Source organism: Rathayibacter sp. AY2B9 (genome assembly GCF_002931595.1).
In the GTDB taxonomy this organism is placed as follows: domain Bacteria; phylum Actinomycetota; class Actinomycetes; order Actinomycetales; family Microbacteriaceae; genus Rathayibacter.
On record NZ_PSUB01000005.1, the window covers coordinates 179,767 to 202,516 of the forward strand.

Sequence of the window (22,750 nt, forward strand, 5' to 3'; positions counted from 1 at the left end):
GGGCGAAGGGCCGCCCCGTGGCCTTCCTGCCCTGGGTCGACCGGGGTGCGGCGGGCGACGACGGCTGGGCTCCGGCGGCGCCGGACGCCGACGGGGCCGGGTCGCTTCCGGATCCGTCCGGAGCCGGAACGCCGCGTACCAGTGCTCCCGGGGTGGCCGCAGGCGGGTCGGAAGGCTCCGCCGTCGGGGGCGCCGCGTCTCCGGCCTCCGAGCGGATCGCCGAGCTCTCGGCTCATGTCGCCCGGCGCGCGCCGGCGTTCGTCGAGAACGCGGACGACGAGGACGACGACGACGCGATCGAGATCCCGGAGGAGATCGATCCCGAGCAGGTCGCGGATCGGATCGTACGGGGGCTCTCCCGCAAGAGCCTCTCGGTCGCCGAGGTCGAGGCGCGCCTCTACACGGAGGGCGTCGCCGAGAAGGACGCCCTCGAGATCCTCGAGCGCTTCACGCGCTTCGGCTACCTCGACGACCTCCGCATGGCGGAGCAGCTGGTCGTCTCGCTCCGTGACCGCAAGAAGCTCGGCCGCTCCTCCATCCAGCAGGAGCTGCGCGCGCGGAAGATCGACCCCGAGGCGATCGCGTCAGCGCTCGACGAGCTGGACGGCGACGACGAGTACCGCACGGCGCTCGAGCTCGCGCGCAAGCGCCTGCCGAGCCTGCGCTCGCTCTCCGACGAGGTCGCCGAGCGCCGGCTCACGGGATTCCTCGCGCGCCGCGGCTACGCCGGCGGACTCGTGCAGCGCGTCGTCCGCGAGACGATCCGCAAGCCGGGGTCGAGCGTCCGCTTCCGCTGACACGGCGGGCCGGGAGCGGTCCGACCGGAGCGTAGAATCCCACACCATGAGCACGCTCGGTACCGCCCCGTCGCCCGTCGCCGAGACCTGGCCGAGGACCTACGAGGTCCGTACGTTCGGGTGCCAGATGAACGTGCACGACTCCGAGCGGTTGAGCGGTTCGCTCGAGGCGGCGGGCTACGTGTCCGCCGATGGAGCCGAGGCCGACGTCGTCGTGATCAACACCTGCGCGGTGCGCGAGAACGCCGACAACAAGCTCTACGGCAACCTCGGCCACCTCGCGTCGGTGAAGCGCCGCCACGAGGGGATGCAGATCGCGGTCGGCGGCTGCCTCGCGCAGAAGGACAAGAACGTCATCCTCGACCGCGCCCCGTGGGTCGACGTCGTCTTCGGCACGCACAACATGGGTGCCCTCCCGAGCCTGCTCGAGCGCGCCCGCCACAACGACGAGGCGCAGCTCGAGATCCTCGAATCGCTCGATGTCTTCCCCTCCACGCTCCCCACGAAGCGCGACTCGACCTACAGCGGCTGGGTCTCGATCTCGGTCGGCTGCAACAACACCTGCACCTTCTGCATCGTCCCCTCGCTCCGCGGCAAGGAGAAGGACCGGCGTCCCGGCGACGTGCTCGCCGAGATCCAGGCGCTCGTGGACGACGGCGCGATCGAGGTCACCCTTCTCGGCCAGAACGTGAACTCCTACGGCGTCGAGTTCGGCGACCGCCAGGCGTTCTCGAAGCTGCTCCGCGCGGCGGGCACCATCGACGGGCTCGAGCGGATCCGCTTCACGAGCCCCCATCCCGCGGCCTTCACCGACGACGTGATCGACGCCATGGCCGAGACGCCGGCGGTGATGCCGCAGCTGCACATGCCGCTCCAGTCCGGCTCCGACCGCGTCCTCAAGGCGATGCGCCGCTCCTACCGCTCCGAGAAGTTCCTCGGGATCCTCGACCGGGTGCGCGATCGCATCCCGCAGGCGGCGATCAGCACCGACATCATCGTGGGCTTCCCCGGCGAGACGGAGGCCGACTTCCAGGAGACCCTGCGGGTGGTCGAGGCGGCCCGCTTCGCCTCCGCCTTCACCTTCCAGTACTCCATCCGGCCCGGCACCCCGGCCGCGACGCTGCCCGACCAGATCCCCAAGGCGGTCGTCCAGGAGCGTTACGAGCGGCTCGTCGCCCTGCAGGACGCGATCAGCGAGCAGGAGAACCGCGCAGTCGTCGGCCGAGAGGTCGAGGTCCTCGTCGCGACCGGCGAGGGCCGTCGCGACACGGAGACGCACCGGCTGAGCGGACGCGCCGAGGACAGCCGTCTGGTGCACTTCGACGTGCCCGAGGGCTCCGAGCAGCCGCGTCCCGGAGACGTGGTCTCCGTCCGGGTCACCCGTGCCGCCCCCTTCTACCTCCTGGCGGATTCGCCCGACGGCGCGCCGCTCCGCATCCGCCGCACCCGCGCGGGCGACGCCTGGGACCGGGCGCAGACCGAGTCCTGCGGAGTTCCGGCCGCCCCGGGCGCGAGCGGGGCGCCCCGGGTCTCGCTGGGCCTGCCGTCGCTGCGCGTGCGCGACGCCGGCACGCTGACGACGCCGATCTACGACGCCCTCGATGGCGAGCGCTGAGACCGGAGCCCCCGATACCGCGCCGGAGCTCATCGCGGTCGTCGGCGCGACCGGCACGGGCAAGTCCGACCTCTCGCTCGAGCTCGCCGAGGCGATCCGGCAGGACGGCGGCGCCGCTGAGATCGTGAACGCCGACGCGATGCAGCTCTACCGCGGGATGGACATCGGCACCGCGAAGCTGCCCGCCGACGAGCGTCGGGGCGTCCCGCACCACCTGCTCGACGTCCTCGACGTGACGGAGGAGGCGTCGGTCGCCCGCTACCAGAGCGAGGCGCGGCGCGTGATCGAGAGCGTGCTGGCGCGCGGGGCGACGCCGATCCTCGTCGGGGGCTCCGGTCTGTACGTCTCCAGCGTCGTCTTCGAGTTCTCGTTCGCGGGCACCGACCCGGCCGTCCGGCGCCGGCTCGAGGAGACCGCCGAGCGGGAGGGCCTGGGCGCCCTCGTCGAGCGGCTGCGCCGGATCGACGCCGGAGTGGCCGAGCGGATCGGTCCGCACAACGCCCGGCGCATCGTCCGCGCGCTCGAGATCGCGGAGCTCACCGGCGGGAGCACGCACAGCGCGCTGATGTCCGACGAGCCGGTTCGGTGGCGCCCCGCCTCGATCCTGTTCCTCGAGGCTCCGCGGGAGGAGCTGGTGCAGCGCCTCGACCGGCGGGTGGAGCGGATGTGGGCGGCCGGGATGCTCGACGAGGTCGAGCGGCTCGTCCCCCTCGGCCTGGAGCGCGGCGTCACAGCCGGGCGGGCCATCGGGTACGCCCAGGCGCTCGCCCAGCGTGCCGGCGTCCTCCGCGAGGAGGAGGCGATCGCGGCGACGCAGGCGCTCACGCGCCGCTACGCACGTCGGCAGAACAGCTGGTTCCGGCGCTACGCCGGCGCCCACCGGCTCCCGTACGACGCGCCGGACCTGGTGTCGCGGGCGCACGCCGCCGCCCAGGCCGCCGCTCCCGCTCCTCGCTAGGCTGTGCGCCATGACGATCGAGCTGCACTTCACCAAGGGCCAGGGCACCGGCAACGACTTCGTGCTCTTCAGCGACCCGGACGGTGAGGTCGACCTCTCGCCCGCGCAGATCGCGATGATCTGCGACCGCCACTTCGGCGTCGGCGCCGACGGCGTCATCCGTGCCGTCCGCTCCCGCGCGATCCCGGAGGGCGCCGCGGCTCTGGCCGAGGAGAGCGAGGCGGAGTGGTTCATGGACTACCGCAACGCCGACGGCTCGATCGCCGAGATGTGCGGCAACGGCATCCGCGTCTACGCCGCGTTCCTGCTCGCGGGCGGCCTCGCGGCGCTCGAGCCCGGCGACACCCTGCCGATCGGCACCCGCGCCGGCGTCCGCGACGTCACCCGCAGCGGTGCCGGGTTCCAGGTCGACCTCGGCCGCTGGGAGCTGGCGGGCGGCGAGCCCCTGGTGCGGGCGAAGGAGCTCAAGGTCGCGCGCCCCGGTCTCGGGATCGACCTCGGCAATCCGCACGTGGTCGTCGCCCTCAGCAACGACGAGGAGCTCGACTCCGCCGACCTCTCCTACATCCCGCAGCTCGACCCGGAGCTCGAGGACGGCGCGAACGTCGAGTTCGTGGTTCCCGGCGAGCCCCTGGTCCACGACGGGATCGGGCGGATCCGGATGCGCGTGCACGAGCGCGGCAGCGGCGAGACCCTGAGCTGCGGCACGGGTGCCGCGGCGGCGGCACTGGCGGTGCGCTACTGGGCGGGAGCGCGCGCTCCGCAGGCCTGGCGCGTGGAGGTCCCGGGCGGCACGCTCGGCGTGACGATGTTCGCGGCGGAGGAGGGCGAGCACGTCGGGCTCTCCGGCCCGGCCGACCTCGTCTTCACCGGGACGATCCGGATCGACTGAGGACCCGGTCAGGCCAGGCGGGTCGTCCGCAGCACGCGGAAGCCCTTCGCCGAGGAGACGCGCTCCACGTCGAGCCGCCCGGCGAACGCGGCGCCCAGCCAGGTCTGGAGCGAGTCGGAGCCGAGGTTGCGCTGCACGACGAGCCAGGCGTCCGCGCCCTCCTCGAGCCGCGGCAGCCAGCGTTCGAGCAGGAGGTGCAGCTCCTCCTTGCCGATGCGGATCGGCGGGTTCGACCACACGGTGCGGAAGCGGACGTCGTCGGGAACATCCTCGGGCAGCACGGCGTTGACATTAAGGACGCCGAGTTCCTCGCAGTTGCGACGGACCAGCTCGAGCGCCCGCTGGTTGACGTCGACTGCCCACACCCGGGCGTCGGGGGAGGCGAGGGCGAGCGCGAGGGCGATCGGGCCCCAGCCGCAGCCGAGGTCCAGCAGGTCCCCGTCAGCGGGGGCGTCGGGCACCGCGTCCAGCAGGACGCGTGTGCCGAGATCGACGTGACCGGGGCTGAACACCCCTCCTGCCGTCGTGACCTCGAGGTCGCGGCCGGCCAGGCGGGCCTGGATCCTGCGGGGCCGGAGGTCGCCGTCGGGAGTACTCGAGAAGTAGTGCTCGGCGGCCATGAGAAGTGAACCTATCAAGACCTGAGGAGTTAGTGTTATCCGGATGACGGAAGACCTGAACGAGACCGACACGACCGAGGCCGTGGACGTCGTCTCGAGGGTCCTGGCGAACGCGCAGTCGCGTTCGGCGGGGTACTCGCGCTTCGTCGCGGGTGGAGCCCAGGCGCTGCAGAGCGCCGGCCACGAGGGCGAGAACAGCGACGGCGAGCAGTTCGACCGCGACGACCGGCAGGCGCTGCGACGCGTCGCCGGCCTCTCGACCGAGCTCGAGGACGTGACGGAGGTCGAGTACCGCCAGCTGCGCCTGGAGAACGTCGTGCTCATCGGCGTGTACTCGCAGAACTCTCTGGAGGACGCGGAGAACTCGCTGCACGAGCTCGCAGCGCTCGCGGAGACGGCGGGAGCGACGGTCCTCGACGGCCTGCTCCAGCGCCGCCCGCACCCCGATCCGAGCACCTACCTCGGCAAGGGCAAGGCCCAGGAGCTCGCGGGGCTCGTCGCGGCCCTCGGTGCGGACACGGTCGTCGCCGACACCGAGCTCGCACCGAGCCAGCGCCGCGCGCTGGAGGACGTGGTGAAGGTCAAGGTGATCGACCGCACCGCGGTGATCCTCGACATCTTCAGCCAGCACGCGAAGAGCCGCGAGGGCAAGGCGCAGGTCGAGCTCGCGCAGCTCGAGTACCTGCTACCGCGACTGCGCGGCTGGGGCGAGTCGATGTCCCGCCAGGCCGGCGGTCAGGTGGGCGCGGGAGCCGGAATGGGCTCGCGCGGTCCGGGTGAGACGAAGATCGAGCTCGATCGTCGCCGCATCCACACCCGCATGGCGCGCCTGCGCAAGCAGATCACGGCGATGAAGCCCGCCCGCGAGGCCAAGCGCGCGAACCGCAAGCGCAACGCCGTCCCCTCGGTGGCGATCGCGGGGTACACGAACGCCGGCAAGTCGAGCCTGCTGAACCGGATGACGCACGCGGGCGTCCTCGTCGAGAACTCGCTCTTCGCGACCCTCGACGCCACCGTCCGCAAGGCCCAGACGAAGGACGGGCGCCTCTACACGCTCGCCGACACGGTCGGCTTCGTGCGAGCGCTTCCGCACCAGCTCGTCGAGGCCTTCCGGTCGACGCTCGAGGAGGTCGCGGACTCCGATGTGATCGTCCACGTCGTGGACGCCTCCCACCCCGATCCGGCCGGGCAGATCGCCACCGTGCGCGACGTGATCGGCGAGGTGGGCGCCCGAAGCATCCCCGAGATCATCGCCTTCAACAAGGCCGATCTGGTGGACGAGGGCACGCGGCTGGTGCTGCGCGGTCTCGCTCCCGACGCGGTCTTCGTGTCGGCGCGCAGCGGCGAGGGCATCGACGAGCTGGAGGCGCGGATCGCCGAGATCCTGCCCGAGCCGGACGTCGAGATCGACCTGCTCGTGCCGTACGACCGGGGCGACGTGATCTCGCATCTGCACCGCAGCGGCCGGATCCTGTCGACGCAGTACGTCGAGGGCGGCACCCACGTGGTCGCCCTCGTGCACGCCGACCTGGCGGGCTCGCTCACCGAGTTCGCGGTTCCGCGCGCGGCCGTCCAGGCCTGATCGCCACCACCCGAGCGCCTGTCTCCCCGTCCGGGCGGCGGGCGCTCGGCGCATCCGGGAGGGGGTGCGGCGTCCCGCATCATCGACCCGCTCCGGAGGTCGGAGGGTTCGGCGATCTCGTGTCGGCAGCTCTCCTCCGCCTTCCCGTGACCGCGACGGAGGGGCGCGCGCCCCGATCGCCCGTGCCCGTCGAATGCAGGAGGGGCCCGACCGGCTGCACGCCGGTCGGGCCCCTCCTGCACGCCCGGTGTCAGACCGAGCGGAGGACCGCCACGATCTTCCCGAGCACCTCTGCCTCGTCGCCGAGAATCGGCTCGAAGTTGGAGTTGCGGGGCAGCAGCCAGGTGTGGCCGTCGCGCTGGCGCAGCACCTTGACGGTTGCCTCGCCGTCGAGCATGGCCGCCACGATCTCGCCGTTCTCGGCGGTGCGCTGCGAGCGGACCACGACCCAGTCGCCGTCGCAGATCGCGGCGTCGATCATCGACTCGCCGACGACCTTGAGCATGAAGAGCTCGCCCTTGCCGACGAGCTGCCGGGGAAGCGGGAACACCTCGTCGATCTGCTGGTCGGCCATGATCGGCACGCCCGCCGCGATCCGGCCGACGAGGGGGACCATCGCCGCGTCGCCGACCGTCGCGGTCGACTCGAACGACCCGTCGTCCTCCGTCGAGCTGGGGACGTCGATGAGGATCTCGAGGGCGCGGGGCCGGTTCGGGTCGCGGCGCAGGTAGCCGCTGAGCTCGAGCTGGTTGAGCTGGTGGGTGACGCTCGACAGCGAGGCGAGGCCGACCGCGTCGCCGATCTCGCGCATGCTCGGCGGGTAGCCGCGGCTCGACACCGAGCGCTGGATCGCGTCGAGGATCGCGAGCTGCTTGGCGCTCAGGCTCTTCCGGCGCCGGCCTGCGGCCGCCTTCGTCTTGGCGGCCGGGGTCCCGGCCCTCTGCGCGTCGCTCACGATGCTCCCTCTTCCCGGTGCGCACGCCGCGTGCGCGCCCGCCCGGTCGCGACCCGACAAGGAATGTCGGTGGTCGCTGCTCTACTACGACCAGGCTCTCGAAACTGTATCCGCCGGAACTCACGACGCGGAACATTCGTTCGAGTGTGTCGCGCGCGAGTCCGCCCGCGGATCGGCCGGAACGGTCCCTTGACCGCTCCGTCGTTCGAAGATATGTTCGGTACAGGCGTTCGGGGCGGCCCTCCCGGCCGAGGGCCTCCCCGAATCCCTGTTGAAAGGAGCGATCCCATGACCGCACAGCTCACCTCCCGCCCGCTCCAGCGCTCGTCCGCGGCTCGGCCCGTCGAGGTACTGCCGTCCGCTCCCGAGCCGATGAGCGCGTTCGGCGAAGCGCGGATCGTCCGCACCCGTCTGCGCCTCACGCGCCGCGGCCGCGCCGTGGTGGCCGCTCTGGGGGCCCTGCCGATCGTGGCGGGCGCCTTCGCCTTCGGGCTCAACGGCGGTGGAGCGGTCGCGTCGAGCGACGCCGCTGCGGTCGAGTTCCAGTACGTCACCGTTCACGCGGGCGAGTCGCTCTGGTCGCTCGCCGAGGAGCTCGCCCCGCAGGCGGACCCGCGCGACGTGGTCGACGACATCCTCTCCCTCAACCAGCTCTCGAGCGCGGGCGTCGAGCCCGGGCAGCGCCTCGCGGTCCCGGCCGAGTACGACACCGCTCGCTGAGCCGGGCTGCCCGGACGTCCGCGCCGGGTGCTTCGCTACCATTCCCTGGTGACGACTCTCGATGACCTGCCCCTCCGCGACGACCTCCGAGGCAGGCACCCGTACGGTGCACCCCAGGCGGTCGTGCCCGTCGCCCTCAACGTCAACGAGAACACCCACCCGGTCCCGGACGACGTGATCGCCGACATCGTCGGGCGGGTCACGGAGGCGCTGCGCACCGTCAACCGGTATCCCGACCGCGAGTTCCGAGAGCTGCGCGACTCCCTCGCCGGCTACCTCGGTCACGGGCTCACCGCGGACGGCGTGTGGGCTGCGAACGGATCGAACGAGGTGCTCCAGCACGTCCTTCAGGCGTTCGGCGGTCCCGGGCGCTCGCTGCTGGGGTTCGCGCCCACCTATTCGATGTACTCGATCCTCGCGTCGGGGAGCGGAACGGAGTGGATCCCCGCTCCGCGCGAGGCGGAGTTCGAGATCGGAGCCGAGTACGCCGCGGAGCAGGTGCGCCGGGCCCGGCCCGACATCGTCTTCCTCTGCGCTCCGAACAACCCGACCGGGACGCCGCTCGACCTCGCCGTGATCGAGGCGGTCTACGACGCGACCGACGGCATAGTCGTCGTCGACGAGGCGTACGCCGAGTTCGCGGGCAGGGGCGCGCCCACCGCGCTGAGCCTCCTCCCCGGGCGATCGCGCCTGCTCGTGTCCCGCACCATGAGCAAGGCCTTCGCCTTCGCCGGCGTCCGCCTGGGCTACCTCGCCGCCGACCCCGCGGTGATCGACGCGCTCCGCCTCGTCCGCCTCCCGTACCACCTGTCGGCCCTCACCCAGGCCGCCGCGACCGCCGCCCTCGCTCACGCCGACGAGATGCTCGCCATGGTCGGCGAGATCATCGTGCAGCGCGACCGGATGATCGACGGCCTGCGCGCCCTCGGCTACCGCCCGTACGCGACCGGCAGCAACTTCGTCCTCTTCGGCGGTGTCGCGGATCCGGCCGCCGTGTTCGAGGGCCTGCTCGCCCGCGGCGTCCTCATCCGCGACGTCGGCATCCCGAACCACCTCCGTGTCAGCGCCGGCACCGAGGAGGAGACGACCGCGTTCCTCGAGGCGCTCGCCTCCCTCCCCGCACCGTCGGCCGACCCCGCGGTGGCGCTCTCGCGCGAGTGAGCTCCGCCCGGGGGCGGCGACGCGGCGCGAATAGACTGGAAGGCATGACCTCCCCGAGCGCCGCACCCGGGCGCACCGCCTCCCTCAGCCGTGCCACCAGCGAGTCGAGCATCGAGCTCTCCCTCGACCTCGACGGCACGGGCGTCGCCGATCTCGAGACCGGCGTGCCCTTCTTCGACCACCTGCTGACGGCGTTCGCGAAGCACTCGCTCACGGATCTCCGAGTCCGGGCCCGCGGCGACATCGAGATCGACATCCACCACACCGCGGAGGACATCGGCATCGTGCTCGGCACGGCCATCCGTCAGGCGCTCGGCGACAAGGCCGGGATCTCCCGCTTCGGCGACGCGCTCGTCCCCCTCGACGAGGCGCTCGTGCAAGCGGTCGTCGACATCTCGGGGCGCCCCTACCTCGTGCACACCGGCGAGCCGGAGGGCTTCGCGCTGCACCTGATCGGCGGCCACTTCACCGGGTCGATGGTGCGCCACGTCTTCGAGGCGATCGCGTTCAACGCCGGCCTCACCGTGCACGTCACGGTGCTCGGCGGCAGGGACCCGCACCACATCGCCGAAGCGGAGTTCAAGGCGTTCGCCCGCGCCTTCCGTCAGGCCAAGGCCCTCGATCCGCTCGTCTCCGGCGTGCCGTCGACGAAGGGCGCGCTGTGAGCTCGGCCCGCCCCTCCGTCGTGGTCTACGACTACGGCTCGGGGAACGTGCACTCCGCCGTCAAGGCGCTCGAGCTCGCCGGGGCCGACGTCGAGCTGACGGGGGACCGGCAGCGGGCGCTGGAGGCGGACGGCCTCCTCGTGCCCGGCGTCGGCGCCTTCGACGCCGTGATGTCGGCACTGACCCGCGCCCGCGGCGGCGAGATCATCGAGAAGCGCCTCGCCGGCGGGCGCCCCGTCCTGGGCATCTGCGTCGGGATGCAGGTGCTCTTCGAGCGCGGCGTCGAGCGCGGGGTCGAGAGCGAGGGCCTGGGCGAGTGGCCGGGGACGGTGGACCTCCTCCCGGCCGAGGTCGTCCCGCACATGGGCTGGAACACCGTCTCCGCTCCCGAGGGATCGGTGCTCTTCGACGGCATCGCCGAGGAGCGCTTCTACTTCGTGCACTCCTACGGCGCCCGCGAGTGGTCGCTCGACGTGATGCCCCCGTTCCCGCGTCCCGCGGTCACCTGGGCCGATCACGGAGGCCCCTTCATCGCCGCGGTCGAGAACGGGCCGCTCTCGGCCACGCAGTTCCACCCCGAGAAGTCGGGGGCCGCCGGGCTCCGGCTGCTGGCCAATTGGCTGGGCACCCTCCGCACGAACTAGGATCGGCCGGTGGTCGGCGCCTCCAGGGGCCGGCACCGGCTCCGAGACTGAGGATGACGATGAGCGAGTTCACCAAGGCCCCGGGCCTGGTCCTCCTGCCCGCGATCGACGTGGCGGGCGGCAGGGCCGTGCGGCTCACGCAGGGCGAGGCCGGGACCGAGACCAACTACGGCGACCCGATCGACGCCGCGGGCGACTGGGCCGACCAGGGCGCGGAGTGGATCCACCTCGTCGACCTCGACGCCGCCTTCGGCCGCGGCGACAACCACGGCATCATGAAGAAGGTCATCCGGCAGGTGAAGGGCGTCAACGTCGAGCTCTCCGGCGGGATCCGCGACGACCGCAGCCTCGAGTCCGCGCTGAGCGCCGGCGCGAAGCGCATCAACCTCGGCACCGCGGCGCTCGAGAACCCCGAGTGGGCCGCGAGCGTCATCGCGCAGTACGGCGACCAGATCGCCGTCGGTCTCGACGTCCGGGGCACCACGCTCGCCGCGCGCGGCTGGACCAAGGAGGGCGGCGACCTCTGGCAGGTCCTCGACCGCCTGGAGGAGGCCGGCTGCACCCGCTACGTCGTCACCGACGTCACGAAGGACGGCACGCTCAAGGGCCCGAACCTCGAGCTCCTCGAGCAGGTCATGGCCCGCACCCACCGCCCCGTGATCGCCTCGGGCGGCATCTCGAACCTCGACGACATCGCCGCTCTGCGCGACCTCGTGCCCCAGGGGCTCGAGGGCGCGATCGTCGGCAAGGCGCTGTACGCGGGCGCGTTCACGCTCGCGGAGGCCCTGGATGTCGCATCCGAGTGAGCCCCGCCCGCTCCCGGCGCATCTGACCGACTCCGCCGGCACCCCCTGGGCGGGCCGGCACTTCGAGCCGAGCGCAGCACCGGAGGACGACGGGAGCGCCCCGGAGGCGCTGGTCGCCGCGCTCGAGTCCTTCACCCGCGGCACTCGCGGCCCGGAGGCCGTGGTCGGCGCGCTCCGCACGTCCCGCCTGCTCATCCCGCTGGTCGCCCGCCTCGGCGAGGAGGCCGAGGGGGTCGGGGGACTCCGGGCGGACAAGACGCAGGAGCTCGCGATCGTCACGGTCGCCGGACCCGACGGACGCACGGTGCTCCCCGTCTTCAGCGGCGTCGAGAGCATGCGCCGGTGGGACCCGGCCGCCCGTCCCGTCCCTGTCGACGGGCGCCGCGCGGCCCTGGCGGCCGTCGCGGAGGGCACCGAGGTGATGGTCCTCGACCCCGCGTCCGAGCGGGAGTTCGCGGTCCGGCGCCCGGCCCTCTGGGCGATCGCGGAGGGCGTCGACTGGCGGCCGGCCCCTGCCGATGCGGAGGTGCTCCGGGCTCTGCGCGCGGCTGCGGAGGGGGAGCGGGCGGTCGCCTCGCTCGAGGTGCGCGCGGGAGACCCGGAGCAGCGCCTCGCGGGCCCCGAGCTCGTGGTGGTCCTGAGCCTGCGCCCGGGGCTCGATCAGGACGCGCTCGGCGCCCTCGTCGCCCGCCTGGGGGAGCGGTGGGCGGCCGACGAGACCGTCGCGCAGCGCGTCGACTCGATGACGCTGCAGCTCGCCGCCGCCCGCTGACTCCCGATCAGGTGACCGGGCCGGTCCACTTCTCGCCCGGGCCCTTGCCGATCGGGTCGGCGATCGGGGACGCCTCACGGAACGCGAGCTGGAGGGTGCGGAGGCCGTCGCGCAGGCTCCGGGCGTGCATGTCGCTGATGTCGGGCGCCCCGGCCGTGACCAGGCCCGCGAGCGCGTTGATGAGCTTGCGCGCCTCGTCGAGGTCGACCTGCGCTCCGGGCTCGTCGGCGAGCCCGCACTTGACGGCGGCCGCGCTCATCAGGTGCACGGCGGCGGTGGTGATGATCTCCACCGCCGGGACCTCCGCGATGTCGCGCGCGGCCTCCACGTCGGAGGCTCCGCCGTCCTCGCCGAATCGTCGCGTGTAGTCGTCGTCGTACTGGGCCATGGGTCCTTCGTTCGTCGTCCGTGGTGGAGGGGCGCGGCCGCCGGAGCAGAGGATCGAGGGGCGGCCGGATCCGGTCTGTCGGGCGGGCCGCCGGTCTGCTATGGTTATCCGGGCTCCGAGGCATGTCCTCGGTTCGAAAGTGGAGATTCTCCCACCCGCGCTTGACCGCTTCACAAGGTTACCGGGTCAGAAGCACTCCGCCCCCGAGGGTCGTCAGACCACCGGAGGCAGGGCTGCGGCTCTCGAGGTCCGCCTCGGGAACCGCGTCACAGGGTGCGAGCGCCGTGCTGCAGGCACGACGTGGACGGGACGATCACCTCTCTCGGGTGCGCTGGAGAAGACTCCGGCAGCGCAGCTGCACTCACCGAGATCAGAGGAGAAACGCAATCAGCGATCCCCGTACCAACGACCGTATCCGCGTCCCCGAGGTCCGCCTCGTGGGTCCCGCAGGAGAACAGGTCGGCGTCGTCAAGATCGAGGTCGCCCTGCGACTCGCGCAGGACGCAGACCTGGACCTGGTCGAGGTCGCCCCCAACTCCAAGCCGCCCGTGGCCAAGATCATGGACTACGGGAAGTTCAAGTACGAGCAGGCTCAGAAGCTCAAGGAAGCCCGTCGCAACCAGGCGAACACGATCCTCAAGGAGGTCCGTTTCCGCCTGAAGATCGACAAGCACGACTACGAGACCAAGCGCAAGCGCGCCGAGGGCTTCCTCAAGGCCGGCGACAAGGTCAAGGCGATGATCCTCTTCCGCGGTCGCGAGCAGTCGCGCCCCGAGATGGGCGTCCGCCTGCTCCAGCGCTTCGCGGAGGACGTCGCCGAGTTCGGCCAGGTCGAGTCCACCCCGACCATCGACGGTCGCAACATGGTGATGGTCATCGGCCCGCTGAAGAACAAGTCCGAGGCGAAGGCCGAGGCCAATGCGGTCCGCGCCGCTCGTCGCGAGGCCAACACCCCCGAGGACACGGCCGAGGCCGAGTCCGTCTAGTACTTCGCCGCCCCGGCCTCGGGGCCGGTGGACGCCCCGCTCGCGGGGCACCGGTTTCGCCCCGCCGAGCGCGGAGTGACGTTCACAAGGAGAGAACATGCCCAAGATGAAGACCCATTCGGGTGCCAAGAAGCGCTTCAAGGTGACCGGCTCCGGCAAGGTCATGAAGCAGCAGGCCGGCATGCGTCACAACCTGGAGTCCAAGTCCAGCGTTCGCACGCGCCGCCTCAACCAGGACCAGGTCCTCGCCCCGCAGGACGCCAAGGTCGCCAAGAAGCTTCTCGGTCTGTAGCCCACCGCCGGCGCAGCCTGCTGCGCCGCGTGGTCGCTACTCAGCCGACACGGATCGATAGGAAGAAACAGCAATGGCAAGAGTGAAGAGGGCCGTCAACGCCCACAAGAAGCGTCGCGTCATCCTCGAGCGCGCCTCGGGCTACCGCGGCCAGCGGTCGCGCCTCTACCGCAAGGCGAAGGAGCAGGTCACCCACTCCCTCGTCTACTCGTACCGCGACCGCCGCGCCAAGAAGGGCGAGTTCCGTCGTCTCTGGATCCAGCGGATCAACGCCGCGTCCCGCGCGAACGGCCTGACCTACAACCGCTTCATCCAGGGCCTCGCCCTGGCCGGCGTCCAGGTCGACCGCCGCATCCTCGCGGACCTCGCGATCACCGAGCCGGCCACGTTCGCCTCGCTCGTCGCGACCGCGAAGAGCGCGCTGCCCGCCGACACCTCGGCGCCCAAGGCCGCAGCGTAGTCAGCACGGCTTCCCGGAGGGGGTCGCGACCGAGAGGTCGCGGCCCCCTCCGTCGTTCGCGGGCCCTTCCGCGCCGTGTCTGCGGGGGCGGCGATCACCGCGCCGATAGGCTCGCCGCATGCTCGACAACCCCCGCTCTCCCCGTGTCCGCTCCGTGGCGAAGCTCACCCGCCGCCCGGCCCGGCTCGAGACGGGGCTCTTCCTCCTCGAGGGCCCGCAGGCACTCTCCGAGGCGCTGCAGTACCGCCCGGAGCTGATCGTCGAGTCGTTCGCGACTCCGACCGCTCTGGAGCGCCACCCCGAGATCGTCGCCGCCGCCGCCGAGGCGGAGGTGGAGATCGAGTACGTGACCGAGGACGTCCTCGACGCGATGGCCGACACCGTCACTCCGCAGGGCTTCGTCGCGGTCTGCCGTCAGTTCCCCACGTCGCTCAAGGACGTCGTCGCCTCCGAGCCGCGCCTCGTGGCGGTGCTCGAGGAGGTCCGCGATCCGGGCAACCTCGGCACGATCATCCGTGCCGCCGACGCCGCCGGCGCCGACGCGGTCGTGCTGTCCGGCCGCTCGGTCGACCTCTACAATCCCAAGGTCGTGCGCTCCACGACCGGCTCGCTCTTCCACCTCCCGGTCGCGGTCGGCGCCGACCTCGCCGACGTTCTGGGCCGGCTCCGCGGCGTGGGCCTCCGCTCCGTCGCGGCCGACGTGAAGGGGGAGGACCTGCTCGACGTCCGCGCACGCGGGGACCTCGCCCAGCCGACCGTCTGGGTCTTCGGCAACGAGGCGCGCGGCCTCGAGGACGAGTCGCTCGCCCTCGTCGACGGCGTGGTCGCGGTGCCCATCTACGGGGCGGCGGAGTCGCTCAACCTCGCGACCGCGGCCTCCGTCTGCCTGTACGAGAGCGCCTTCGCGCTGCGTTCCTGAGAGGAACCGGGCCGAGGGTGCCGCGAACCTGGAGAACAGGGCACGTTGTTACCCTTCGGTTAAGAATTCCCTCATGATTTGACCGGCCCATCCCCGTGTGCTTCTCTGACGGCATGGTCACAGCCCCGCAAGACGAGCGCGCCGCCGCTCCCGCCGGTGAACCCCTCGTCGTCCTCTCCGGGGTGCAGAAGCACTACGGCGACTTCCAGGCTCTGAAGGACATCGATCTGACGGTGTACCGGGGCGAGGTCGTCGTGGTCCTCGGCCCCTCCGGATCCGGCAAGTCGACGCTCTGCCGCACGGTCAACCGGCTCGAGACGATCTCGGGCGGCACCATCACCATCGACGGGCAGAAGCTCCCGGAGGAGGGCAAGGGCCTCGCCGCGCTCCGCGCCGACGTCGGGATGGTCTTCCAGTCGTTCAACCTCTTCGCGCACAAGACGATCCTCGAGAACGTCACCCTCGGCCCGATCAAGGTCCGCGGGCTCTCCCGCAAGGACGCGGAGGCCCAGGCCACGGCGCTGCTCGACCGGGTCGGCGTCGGCCACCAGGCCGCCAAGACCCCGGCCCAGCTCTCCGGCGGGCAGCAGCAGCGCGTCGCGATCGCGCGGGCGCTGGCGATGAAGCCCAAGGTGATGCTGTTCGACGAGCCGACTTCGGCGCTCGACCCCGAGATGATCAACGAGGTCCTGGACGTGATGGTCGGGCTCGCCAAGGACGGGATGACGATGATCGTCGTCACCCACGAGATGGGATTCGCCCGGAAGGCCGCCGACCGCGTCGTGTTCATGGCCGACGGCGAGATCCTCGAGGACACCGACCCGGAGTCGTTCTTCACCGCGCCCCGCACCGACCGGGCCAAGGACTTCCTCTCCAAGCTCATCACGCACTAGAAGCGCGATCAGCAGCCACCAGGCAGGTCGGACCCGTGACCCGGGAGCCGACCCGACATCGCCCGCTCCGGCGGGCCGAACCCCAGGAAGGACGATCATGCGCACCAGGCTCATGTTCATGACCGCGGGACTCGCGGCAGCGACCCTCGCCCTCGCCGGCTGCTCCGGCGACTCCGGAACCGCCGGCGGCGGCGCCGGTGGAGGCTCCGAGGGAGGGACCTCCGCGTACGAGGTCGCCTCCGACGTCACTCTCGAGGGCAGCCCGACCTTCGACGCGATGACCGCGGACGGCAAGGTCGTCATCGGCGTCAAGGAGGACCAGCCCGGGCTGGGCTACCTCGACGCGGCGACCGGCGAGCGCTCCGGCTTCGACATCGAGATCGCGAAGTGGACCGCGGCCTCGCTCGGCTTCGCGGCCGACGCCATCGAGTTCAAGGCGATCCCGTCGGCCAACCGCGAGGCGTCGATCGTGAACGGCGACATCGACTACTACGTCGGCACCTACTCGATCACCGACAAGCGCAAGGAGCAGGTCGGCTTCGCCGGACCCTACTTCGAGACCGGCCAGCAGCTGCTCGTCGCGGCCGACAACGACACGATCACCGGACCGGACGACCTCACCGCCGACACCACCGTGTGCTCGGCCACCGGCTCCACCCCGATCCAGAACATCCGCACCAACTACCCCGAGGTGAAGACCGAGGAGTTCGACACGTACTCGCAGTGCGTGGACGCCCTCTCCGACGGCACCGTCGACGCCGTCACCACCGACGGCGCGATCCTGATCGGCTACGCCGCTCAGAAGCCCGACGAGCTCAAGGTCGTCGGAGAGCCCTTCAGCACCGAGCTCTACGGCATCGGCCTGCCGAAGGACGACGACGCCCTGCGCCACTTCGTCAACGGCATGCTGACCGACGGCGGCGAGACCTGGAGCGCCATCTACGACGAGACGCTCGGCCAGTCCGGCACGACCGTCACCCAGCCGGCGGTGAACGACTACTAGGAGGCGCCCCGGGCGGCCCGACCGCCGCCCGGGGGTCCCCTCTCCTCGACCACCACCACCGCTCCGACAGAAGGGCCAGCCGCATGGATGTCCTGTTGAACAACCTCGACGTCTACGTCCCGGCCTTCGGCAACACCCTGATCCTCTTCAGCGTCTCGCTCGTGTTCGCCCTGCTGATCGGCACGGTGGTCGGCGCGATGCGCGTCTCGCCCGTCCCGATCGCCCGCGCGGTCGGCACGGTGTACGTGAACACCATCCGGAACACCCCGCTCACGCTGGTGATGTTCTTCTTCGCCTTCGGCTACCCCAAGCTCGACCTGCCGCAGGTGGACTATACGAACCTCGCGATCTGCGCCCTCAGCCTCTACACCGCGACCTACGTCGCGGAGGTGCTGCGGTCGGGCATCAACACTGTGCCGATCGGCCAGGCCGAGGCGGCCCGCGCGATCGGCCTCGACTTCGGCCTCACGATGACGCAGGTCGTCCTGCCCCAGGCCTTCCGCTCCGTGATCCCGCCGCTCATGAGCGTCCTGATCGCGCTGCTGAAGAACACCACCGTCGCCGCCGGCTTCTCGGTCGCGGAGGCGGGCACCATCGTCCGCGTGCTCAACGAGCGCGGCGAGAACAGCCTCATCGTCGTCCTCTGGGTGGCCCTGGTCTTCGTGGTCCTGGTCACCCTGCTCTCGCTCGTCCAACGTCAGCTCGAGAAGAAGTGGAGGGTCGCCCGATGAGCTCCGTCCTCTTCGACAACCCCGGCCCCCGGGCCGTCGTGCGCAACCGCGTCATCGGCGTCGTCGTCGTCCTGCTGATCGCGGCCTTCCTCGGCTTCGTGGTCTGGCGCTTCGCGGAGTCCGGCCAGTTCGACGCCTCCAAGTGGCGCGCGTTCGGCTACCCGCTGGTCTGGCAGAGCATCGGCGGCGCCCTCGGCCGCACGCTCGCGGCCTTCGCCACGGCGGGCGTCGCCAGCCTCGTCCTCGGCCTCCTCCTGGCGATCGGCCGGCTCTCGGACCGGCGCTGGATCAACGTCCCCGTCACGCTCTTCATCGAGCTGTTCCGGGCGATCCCCGTCCTGATCCTGATGATGCTGATGTACTACGGCCTGCCGTTCGCGGGCCTCAAGCTCAGCCCCTACCTCGCCGTCGTCATCGCCCTGACCCTCTACAACGGCTCCGTCTTCTCCGAGATCTTCCGCGCCGGCATCGAAGCCCTCCCGCGAGGACAGAAGGAGGCGGGCTACGCGATCGGCCTGCGCAAGTCCGGCGTGATGCGGCTCATCCTGTTCCCCCAGGCGATCCGCTCGATGCTGCCCGTGATCATCGCCCAGCTCGTCGTCGCCCTCAAGGACACGGCGCTCGGCTCGATCATCACCTACAACGAGCTGCTGTACTACGCGCGCTACCTGGGCAACCAGTCGAGCCTCGACAGCCCGATCATCCCGGCGGCGATCGTCATCGGAGCGATCTACATCGGCATCTGCCTCCTCCTCTCGGGGCTGGCGAAGTGGATCGAGATCCGCACCAAGAGCGGCGGACGCGGCGGCCGCGCCATCGGCGGCCACCCCGCAGCCCGCGCGCAGACGGACACGCAGCTGATCGCTGTGCAGGATTGAACGGTGAGGATCGCCCGAGGGCGATCCTCACCGCGGTCGGCTTCCCGACGCGTCGGGTTCCGCAGAGCGTCCTGCGTCCGGCTACGGAGAATCGCTGACACGCGATTCTCCTGTTCGCCTCGAGGGTCCGGCGATCGCTCAGCGCATCGAGCGGTGGTGCTCCGCTCCGGCGTCGTCGACGCGGAGGCGGTGGCGATCGGGGAGCAGCGATCGGTCCGGGCGTCTTCCCGTCCGGCGGTGCCCCGCCTCCTGCCGGTGGAGCGGCCTCCGACCCCGGCGTAGCGAGAACCCGCCCCTGCTGGTCGAGCAGCGCCGGTGGCGGGGCTTCGACAGCCGTCGGCGCAGACGGGGGCCGGCCGCGGGCGAGCGCGACGAGCACCGCGCGCGGGCGGCGGGAGGGGGCGGAGGCCCTCGCCTACACTGGGGGATCGTGTCAGACAGCAACCCGATCACCGACGAGGCCGTCTCCGCGGCGGTCGCCGACGCCCTCGCCGCCATCGGCGCGGCGGGCGACTCCACCGCTCTGAAGTCCGCCCGAGCCGCCCACCTCGGCGAGGGGTCCGCCCTCGCCCGCCTCAACGCGCAGATGCGCTCCGTCCCGCCCGAGCACAAGGCGGCGTCCGGCAAGCTCGTCGGCGGTGCCCGCAAGCAGGTGGGCGACGCCTACGCCGCCCGCGAGGCCGAGCTCGTCGAGGCGGAGGACGCGGCCGCGCTCGAGGCCGAGCGCGTGGACGTCACCGCCGGCGCCAGCTTCGTGCGCCGCGGCGCCCGCCACCCCCTCTCGCTCCTCCAGGAGTCGATCGCCGACGTGTTCGTCGGGATGGGCTGGGAGATCGCGGAGGGGCCGGAGCTCGAGAACGAGTGGTTCAACTTCGACGCCCTGAACTTCGACGAGGACCACCCGGCCCGCGCCATGCAGGACACCTTCTTCGTCGACCCCGTCGACTCGCACCTGGTGCTGCGCACGCACACCTCGCCGGTGCAGATCCGCTCGATGCTCGAGCGCCCGCTGCCGCTCTACGTGATCGCTCCCGGACGGGTGTACCGCACCGACGAGCTCGACGCGACGCACACGCCCGTGTTCACGCAGTTCGAGGGTCTCGCCGTCGACCGCGGCCTGACCATGGCGCACCTGCGGGGCACCCTCGAGCACGTCGCGCGGATCCTCTTCGGCGACGACGCGCGCATCCGCCTGCGCCCGAACTACTTCCCCTTCACCGAGCCCAGCGCCGAGCTGGACGTCTGGCACCCGACCTTCGTCGGCGGTGCCCGCTGGATCGAGTGGGGCGGCTGCGGCATGGTCAATCCGAACGTGCTGCGCGCGGCCGGGATCGACCCGGAGGAGTACTCCGGGTTCGCCTTCGGCATGGGGATCGAGCGGACCCTGATGTTCCGCAACGACGTGAAGGACATGCGCGACATGGTCGAGGGCGACGTCCGCTTCAGCGAGCAGTACGGGATGGTGATCTGATGCGCATCCCGCTGAGCTGGCTGGGGGAGTACGTCGACCTCGAGCAGGACGTCACGACGGAGTCCGTGCACGCGGCCCTGGTGTCGGTCGGCCTGGAGGAGGAGGACGTCCACCGCTTCGAGGTGACCGGCCCCGTCGTCGTCGGTGAGGTGCTCGACCTCGCTCCGGAGCCGCAGAAGAACGGCAAGACCATCAACTGGTGCCACGTCCGCGTGGCCCCGGAGGGCGGGCGTGCCGCCGACGGCGGAGAGGACGTCCGCGGCATCGTCTGCGGAGCCCACAACTTCGCGGCCGGCGACAAGGTCGTCGTGTCACTGCCGGGCGCGGTCCTGCCCGGGCCGTTCCCGATCTCCGCGCGGAAGACCTACGGGCACGTGTCCGACGGGATGATCGCCTCGAGCCGCGAGCTCGGCCTCGGGGACGACCACGACGGCATCCTCCGCCTCGCCTCACTCGGGCTCGACCCGGATCCGGGCACGGACGCCGTCGCGCTCCTCGGTCTCGACGACGCCGCGGTCGAGGTCAACGTGACGCCCGACCGCGGCTACGCCTTCTCGATCCGCGGCATCGCCCGCGAGTACGCCCACGCCACCGGAGCCGCCTTCCGCGACCCCGCTCAGGCGCTCCCTCCGCACGAGCGCACGGAGACGGCGCCCGTCTTCCCCGTGTCCGTGGCCGACGAGGCGCCGATCCGCGGCCGTGTCGGCGCCTCCGTGTTCGTCACGCGCGTCGTCCGGGGCGTCGACGTCTCGCGACCGACGCCGCCGTGGATGCTCGCGCGACTGCGCCTGGCCGGCGTCCGCTCGATCTCGCTCGTCGTGGATATCACCAACTACGTGATGTTCGAGCTCGGCCAGCCGCTGCACGGCTACGACCTGGCGACCCTGCAGGGAGGCATCGTGGTGCGCCGCGCCGCACCGGGGGAGACCCTCGAGACGCTCGACGGCCAGACCCGGCGCCTGCACGCGGAGGACCTCGTCATCGCCGACGACGGCGGGGCGATCGGCCTCGCCGGAGTGATGGGGGGCGCGCGCACCGAGATCTCGGACGCCACGTCCGACGTCCTGCTCGAGGCGGCGAACTTCGACCCGGTCTCGATCGCCCGGACGGCTCGCCGGCACAAGCTGCCGAGCGAGGCGTCGCGGCGCTTCGAGCGCGGCGTCGACCCCGAGGTGGCCTCGGTCGCCGCGGCCCGCGCGGTGCAGCTGCTGGTGGAGCTCGCCGGCGGCACGGCGGACGAGCTCGGCTCGGTCCTGGCCGACCCGCGCACGGCGGAGCCGGTCGAGCTGCCGGACGGCTACGTCGCAGGCCTCATCGGGGTGGAGTACACCCCGGAGGAGATCCGCGGCGCGCTCGTCGAGATCGGCGCTTCCGTCGAGGCCGGCGGAGCGGGCCTGCTGGTGACTCCGCCGAGCTGGCGCCCGGACCTCGTCGACCGCGCCTCGCTCGCGGAGGAGGTCGCCCGCATCACCGGGTACGACCGCATCCCGGCGATCCTGCCCGTCGCGCCTCCCGGCCGCGGTCTGACCCCGGGCCAGAGGCTGCGCCGCACCCTCGCCCAGGCGCTCGCCGCCGCGGGTCTGACCGAGGTGCTCTCGTACCCGTTCCTCTCGCGCTCGATCAACGACCGGCTCGGCTCGGTCGACGGGGAGCCGCAGGAGCAGATCACGCTCGCGAACCCGCTCGACGCGACCGCGGGCCAGCTGCGGATCTCGCTGCTGCCGGGTCTCGTGCAGGTCGCGGCCCGCAACCGCTCGCGCGGCCTGACGGATCTCGCGGTCTACGAGCTCGGCTCCGTCTTCCTCCCGGCCGTCGGCGGCCCGTTCGGCTCCGGGGCGCTCCCTGCGGGCGGGGCGCGTCCGTCCGCGGAGGTCGAGGCCGAGCTGAACGCGGGCATCCCACCGCAGCCGCGGCACCTCGCGGCGCTGCTCACGGGTGCCGCCGTCGTGCGCCAGCCCGGTGTCGCCGGCCGTGACGTCGACTGGCGCGACGCCCTCGACGTGGTCCGCGAGGTCTCCGCGGCGACCGGCACCGAGCTGGTGCTGCGCCAGGGGGCACATGCAGCGCTGCACCCGGGCCGCACCGCCGAGGTCGTTCTCGACGGCGCGGTCATCGGGCACGCGGGGGAGCTGCTCCCGGCGCTCGCCGAGGAGCTCGACCTCCCGCGCCGCGTCGCCGTGGTCGAGCTCGACCTGGAGCCGCTGATCGCGCGGGCCGGGAGGGTCGTCGTGGCCCGTCCGGTGGGCGCGCTGCCCGCCGCGACCCAGGACCTCTCGCTCGTCGTGCCGGTCGGCACCGCGGCCGCCGAGGTGCGCGCCGCCGTCGCCGAGGGGGCGGGCGAGCTGCTCGAGGCGATCCGCCTGGTCGACGACTACCGCGGCACCGGGCTCGCCGAGGGGACGAAGTCGCTGACGTTCGCGCTGCGCTTCCGTGCACCGGACCGCACGCTCACCGCGGCCGAGGCGACGGCCGCGAAGGAGAGCGGCGTGGCCGTCGCGGCGGAGCGCTTCGGCGCCCGACTCCGCGAGTGAGGCCGGGGGTC

Annotated in this window: 24 protein-coding genes; 21 read left to right on the top strand and 3 right to left on the bottom strand. The window is 72.0% G+C overall.

Annotated elements, in window-relative coordinates:
- The first annotated feature begins 17 nt into the window (after positions 1–17).
- Genes C5C25_RS07165 through dapF form a run of 4 tightly spaced genes read left to right on the top strand, consistent with a single transcriptional unit; the run spans position 18 to position 4,262 of the window.
- Positions 18–797, top strand: coding sequence for a regulatory protein RecX (locus tag C5C25_RS07165; protein ID WP_181133657.1), 780 nt, complete (start codon positions 18–20; stop codon positions 795–797).
- Between the two features lie 46 nt (positions 798–843).
- On the top strand, positions 844–2,412 hold the full coding sequence (gene miaB / locus C5C25_RS07170; RefSeq protein ID WP_104250183.1) for a tRNA (N6-isopentenyl adenosine(37)-C2)-methylthiotransferase MiaB: 1,569 nt from the start codon (positions 844–846) through the stop codon (positions 2,410–2,412).
- Positions 2,399–3,370: a tRNA (adenosine(37)-N6)-dimethylallyltransferase MiaA gene (miaA, locus tag C5C25_RS07175; RefSeq protein WP_104233272.1), complete on the top strand. Its 972-nt coding sequence runs from the start codon at positions 2,399–2,401 to the stop codon at positions 3,368–3,370. The genes miaB and miaA overlap by 14 nt, the downstream gene beginning before the upstream one ends.
- Before the next feature lie 10 nt (positions 3,371–3,380).
- Positions 3,381–4,262, top strand: a complete 882-nt coding sequence (dapF, locus tag C5C25_RS07180) for a diaminopimelate epimerase (protein ID WP_104250184.1) — start codon at positions 3,381–3,383, stop codon at positions 4,260–4,262.
- An 8-nt stretch (positions 4,263–4,270) separates the two neighbouring features.
- Here dapF and C5C25_RS07185 read toward each other — a convergent pair whose 3' ends face one another.
- On the bottom strand, positions 4,271–4,882 hold the full coding sequence (locus C5C25_RS07185) for a class I SAM-dependent methyltransferase (protein ID WP_104224480.1): 612 nt from the start codon (positions 4,880–4,882) through the stop codon (positions 4,271–4,273).
- Positions 4,883–4,925: 43 nt separating this feature from the next.
- Between C5C25_RS07185 and hflX the strand changes: the two genes are divergently transcribed.
- On the top strand, positions 4,926–6,464 hold the full coding sequence (gene hflX / locus C5C25_RS07190) for a GTPase HflX (protein WP_104224481.1): 1,539 nt from the start codon (positions 4,926–4,928) through the stop codon (positions 6,462–6,464).
- Positions 6,465–6,714: 250 nt separating this feature from the next.
- Here the strand turns inward: hflX and lexA are convergent, their stop codons facing one another.
- Positions 6,715–7,419 carry a transcriptional repressor LexA gene (gene lexA / locus C5C25_RS07195; protein ID WP_104224482.1) on the bottom strand — a complete coding sequence of 235 codons (705 nt, stop codon included), beginning with the start codon at positions 7,417–7,419 and terminating at the stop codon, positions 6,715–6,717.
- A gap of 288 nt (positions 7,420–7,707) precedes the next feature.
- On the opposite strand from lexA, the gene C5C25_RS07200 reads away from it, so the two are divergent.
- Genes C5C25_RS07200 through C5C25_RS07225 form a run of 6 tightly spaced genes read left to right on the top strand, consistent with a single transcriptional unit; the run spans position 7,708 to position 12,187 of the window.
- On the top strand, positions 7,708–8,139 hold the full coding sequence (locus C5C25_RS07200; RefSeq protein ID WP_308470716.1) for a LysM peptidoglycan-binding domain-containing protein: 432 nt from the start codon (positions 7,708–7,710) through the stop codon (positions 8,137–8,139).
- Positions 8,140–8,184: 45 nt separating this feature from the next.
- Positions 8,185–9,300, top strand: a complete 1,116-nt coding sequence (locus C5C25_RS07205) for a histidinol-phosphate transaminase (protein ID WP_104250207.1) — start codon at positions 8,185–8,187, stop codon at positions 9,298–9,300.
- A gap of 44 nt (positions 9,301–9,344) precedes the next feature.
- The gene (gene hisB / locus C5C25_RS07210) at positions 9,345–9,965 is read left to right on the top strand and encodes an imidazoleglycerol-phosphate dehydratase HisB (protein ID WP_104224484.1); all 621 of its coding nucleotides are present in this window, start codon (positions 9,345–9,347) and stop codon (positions 9,963–9,965) included.
- Positions 9,962–10,609 carry an imidazole glycerol phosphate synthase subunit HisH gene (gene hisH, locus C5C25_RS07215; protein WP_104224485.1) on the top strand — a complete coding sequence of 216 codons (648 nt, stop codon included), beginning with the start codon at positions 9,962–9,964 and terminating at the stop codon, positions 10,607–10,609. The genes hisB and hisH overlap by 4 nt, the downstream gene beginning before the upstream one ends.
- 59 nt (positions 10,610–10,668) lie before the next feature.
- Positions 10,669–11,415 (top strand): bifunctional 1-(5-phosphoribosyl)-5-((5-phosphoribosylamino)methylideneamino)imidazole-4-carboxamide isomerase/phosphoribosylanthranilate isomerase PriA, encoded by a 747-nt coding sequence (gene priA, locus C5C25_RS07220; RefSeq protein ID WP_104224506.1) that lies wholly within the window; start codon positions 10,669–10,671, stop codon positions 11,413–11,415.
- The gene (locus C5C25_RS07225) at positions 11,399–12,187 is read left to right on the top strand and encodes an SseB family protein (protein WP_104250185.1); all 789 of its coding nucleotides are present in this window, start codon (positions 11,399–11,401) and stop codon (positions 12,185–12,187) included. Before priA ends, C5C25_RS07225 begins: the two co-directional genes overlap by 17 nt.
- Before the next feature lie 7 nt (positions 12,188–12,194).
- Here the strand turns inward: C5C25_RS07225 and C5C25_RS07230 are convergent, their stop codons facing one another.
- Positions 12,195–12,575 (bottom strand): DUF1844 domain-containing protein, encoded by a 381-nt coding sequence (locus tag C5C25_RS07230; RefSeq protein ID WP_104313470.1) that lies wholly within the window; start codon positions 12,573–12,575, stop codon positions 12,195–12,197.
- A 437-nt stretch (positions 12,576–13,012) separates the two neighbouring features.
- On the opposite strand from C5C25_RS07230, the gene infC reads away from it, so the two are divergent.
- From infC to pheT, 10 genes are all read left to right on the top strand, one after another.
- The gene (gene infC, locus C5C25_RS07235) at positions 13,013–13,561 is read left to right on the top strand and encodes a translation initiation factor IF-3 (protein WP_374952931.1); all 549 of its coding nucleotides are present in this window, start codon (positions 13,013–13,015) and stop codon (positions 13,559–13,561) included.
- 97 nt (positions 13,562–13,658) lie between these two features.
- A complete protein-coding gene (gene rpmI, locus C5C25_RS07240) occupies positions 13,659–13,853 on the top strand; it encodes a 50S ribosomal protein L35 (RefSeq protein ID WP_055793295.1) in 195 nt (64 codons plus the stop codon).
- A 73-nt stretch (positions 13,854–13,926) separates the two neighbouring features.
- Positions 13,927–14,313 carry a 50S ribosomal protein L20 gene (gene rplT, locus C5C25_RS07245; RefSeq protein ID WP_104224487.1) on the top strand — a complete coding sequence of 129 codons (387 nt, stop codon included), beginning with the start codon at positions 13,927–13,929 and terminating at the stop codon, positions 14,311–14,313.
- Positions 14,314–14,431: 118 nt separating this feature from the next.
- On the top strand, positions 14,432–15,232 hold the full coding sequence (locus C5C25_RS07250; protein ID WP_104224488.1) for an RNA methyltransferase: 801 nt from the start codon (positions 14,432–14,434) through the stop codon (positions 15,230–15,232).
- Between the two features lie 113 nt (positions 15,233–15,345).
- Complete coding sequence (locus C5C25_RS07255; protein ID WP_104250186.1) at positions 15,346–16,125, top strand: amino acid ABC transporter ATP-binding protein; 780 nt, start codon at positions 15,346–15,348, stop codon at positions 16,123–16,125.
- Positions 16,126–16,222: 97 nt separating this feature from the next.
- Positions 16,223–17,128 carry a glutamate ABC transporter substrate-binding protein gene (locus C5C25_RS07260; protein ID WP_159913628.1) on the top strand — a complete coding sequence of 302 codons (906 nt, stop codon included), beginning with the start codon at positions 16,223–16,225 and terminating at the stop codon, positions 17,126–17,128.
- 83 nt (positions 17,129–17,211) lie between these two features.
- Complete coding sequence (locus C5C25_RS07265) at positions 17,212–17,859, top strand: amino acid ABC transporter permease (RefSeq protein WP_104224491.1); 648 nt, start codon at positions 17,212–17,214, stop codon at positions 17,857–17,859.
- A complete protein-coding gene (locus C5C25_RS07270) occupies positions 17,856–18,737 on the top strand; it encodes an amino acid ABC transporter permease (RefSeq protein WP_104250187.1) in 882 nt (293 codons plus the stop codon). Before C5C25_RS07265 ends, C5C25_RS07270 begins: the two co-directional genes overlap by 4 nt.
- A gap of 430 nt (positions 18,738–19,167) precedes the next feature.
- Positions 19,168–20,208 carry a phenylalanine--tRNA ligase subunit alpha gene (gene pheS / locus C5C25_RS07275; protein WP_104250188.1) on the top strand — a complete coding sequence of 347 codons (1,041 nt, stop codon included), beginning with the start codon at positions 19,168–19,170 and terminating at the stop codon, positions 20,206–20,208.
- Complete coding sequence (gene pheT, locus C5C25_RS07280) at positions 20,208–22,739, top strand: phenylalanine--tRNA ligase subunit beta (RefSeq protein ID WP_104250189.1); 2,532 nt, start codon at positions 20,208–20,210, stop codon at positions 22,737–22,739. Before pheS ends, pheT begins: the two co-directional genes overlap by 1 nt.
- Positions 22,740–22,750: the final 11 nt, after the last annotated feature.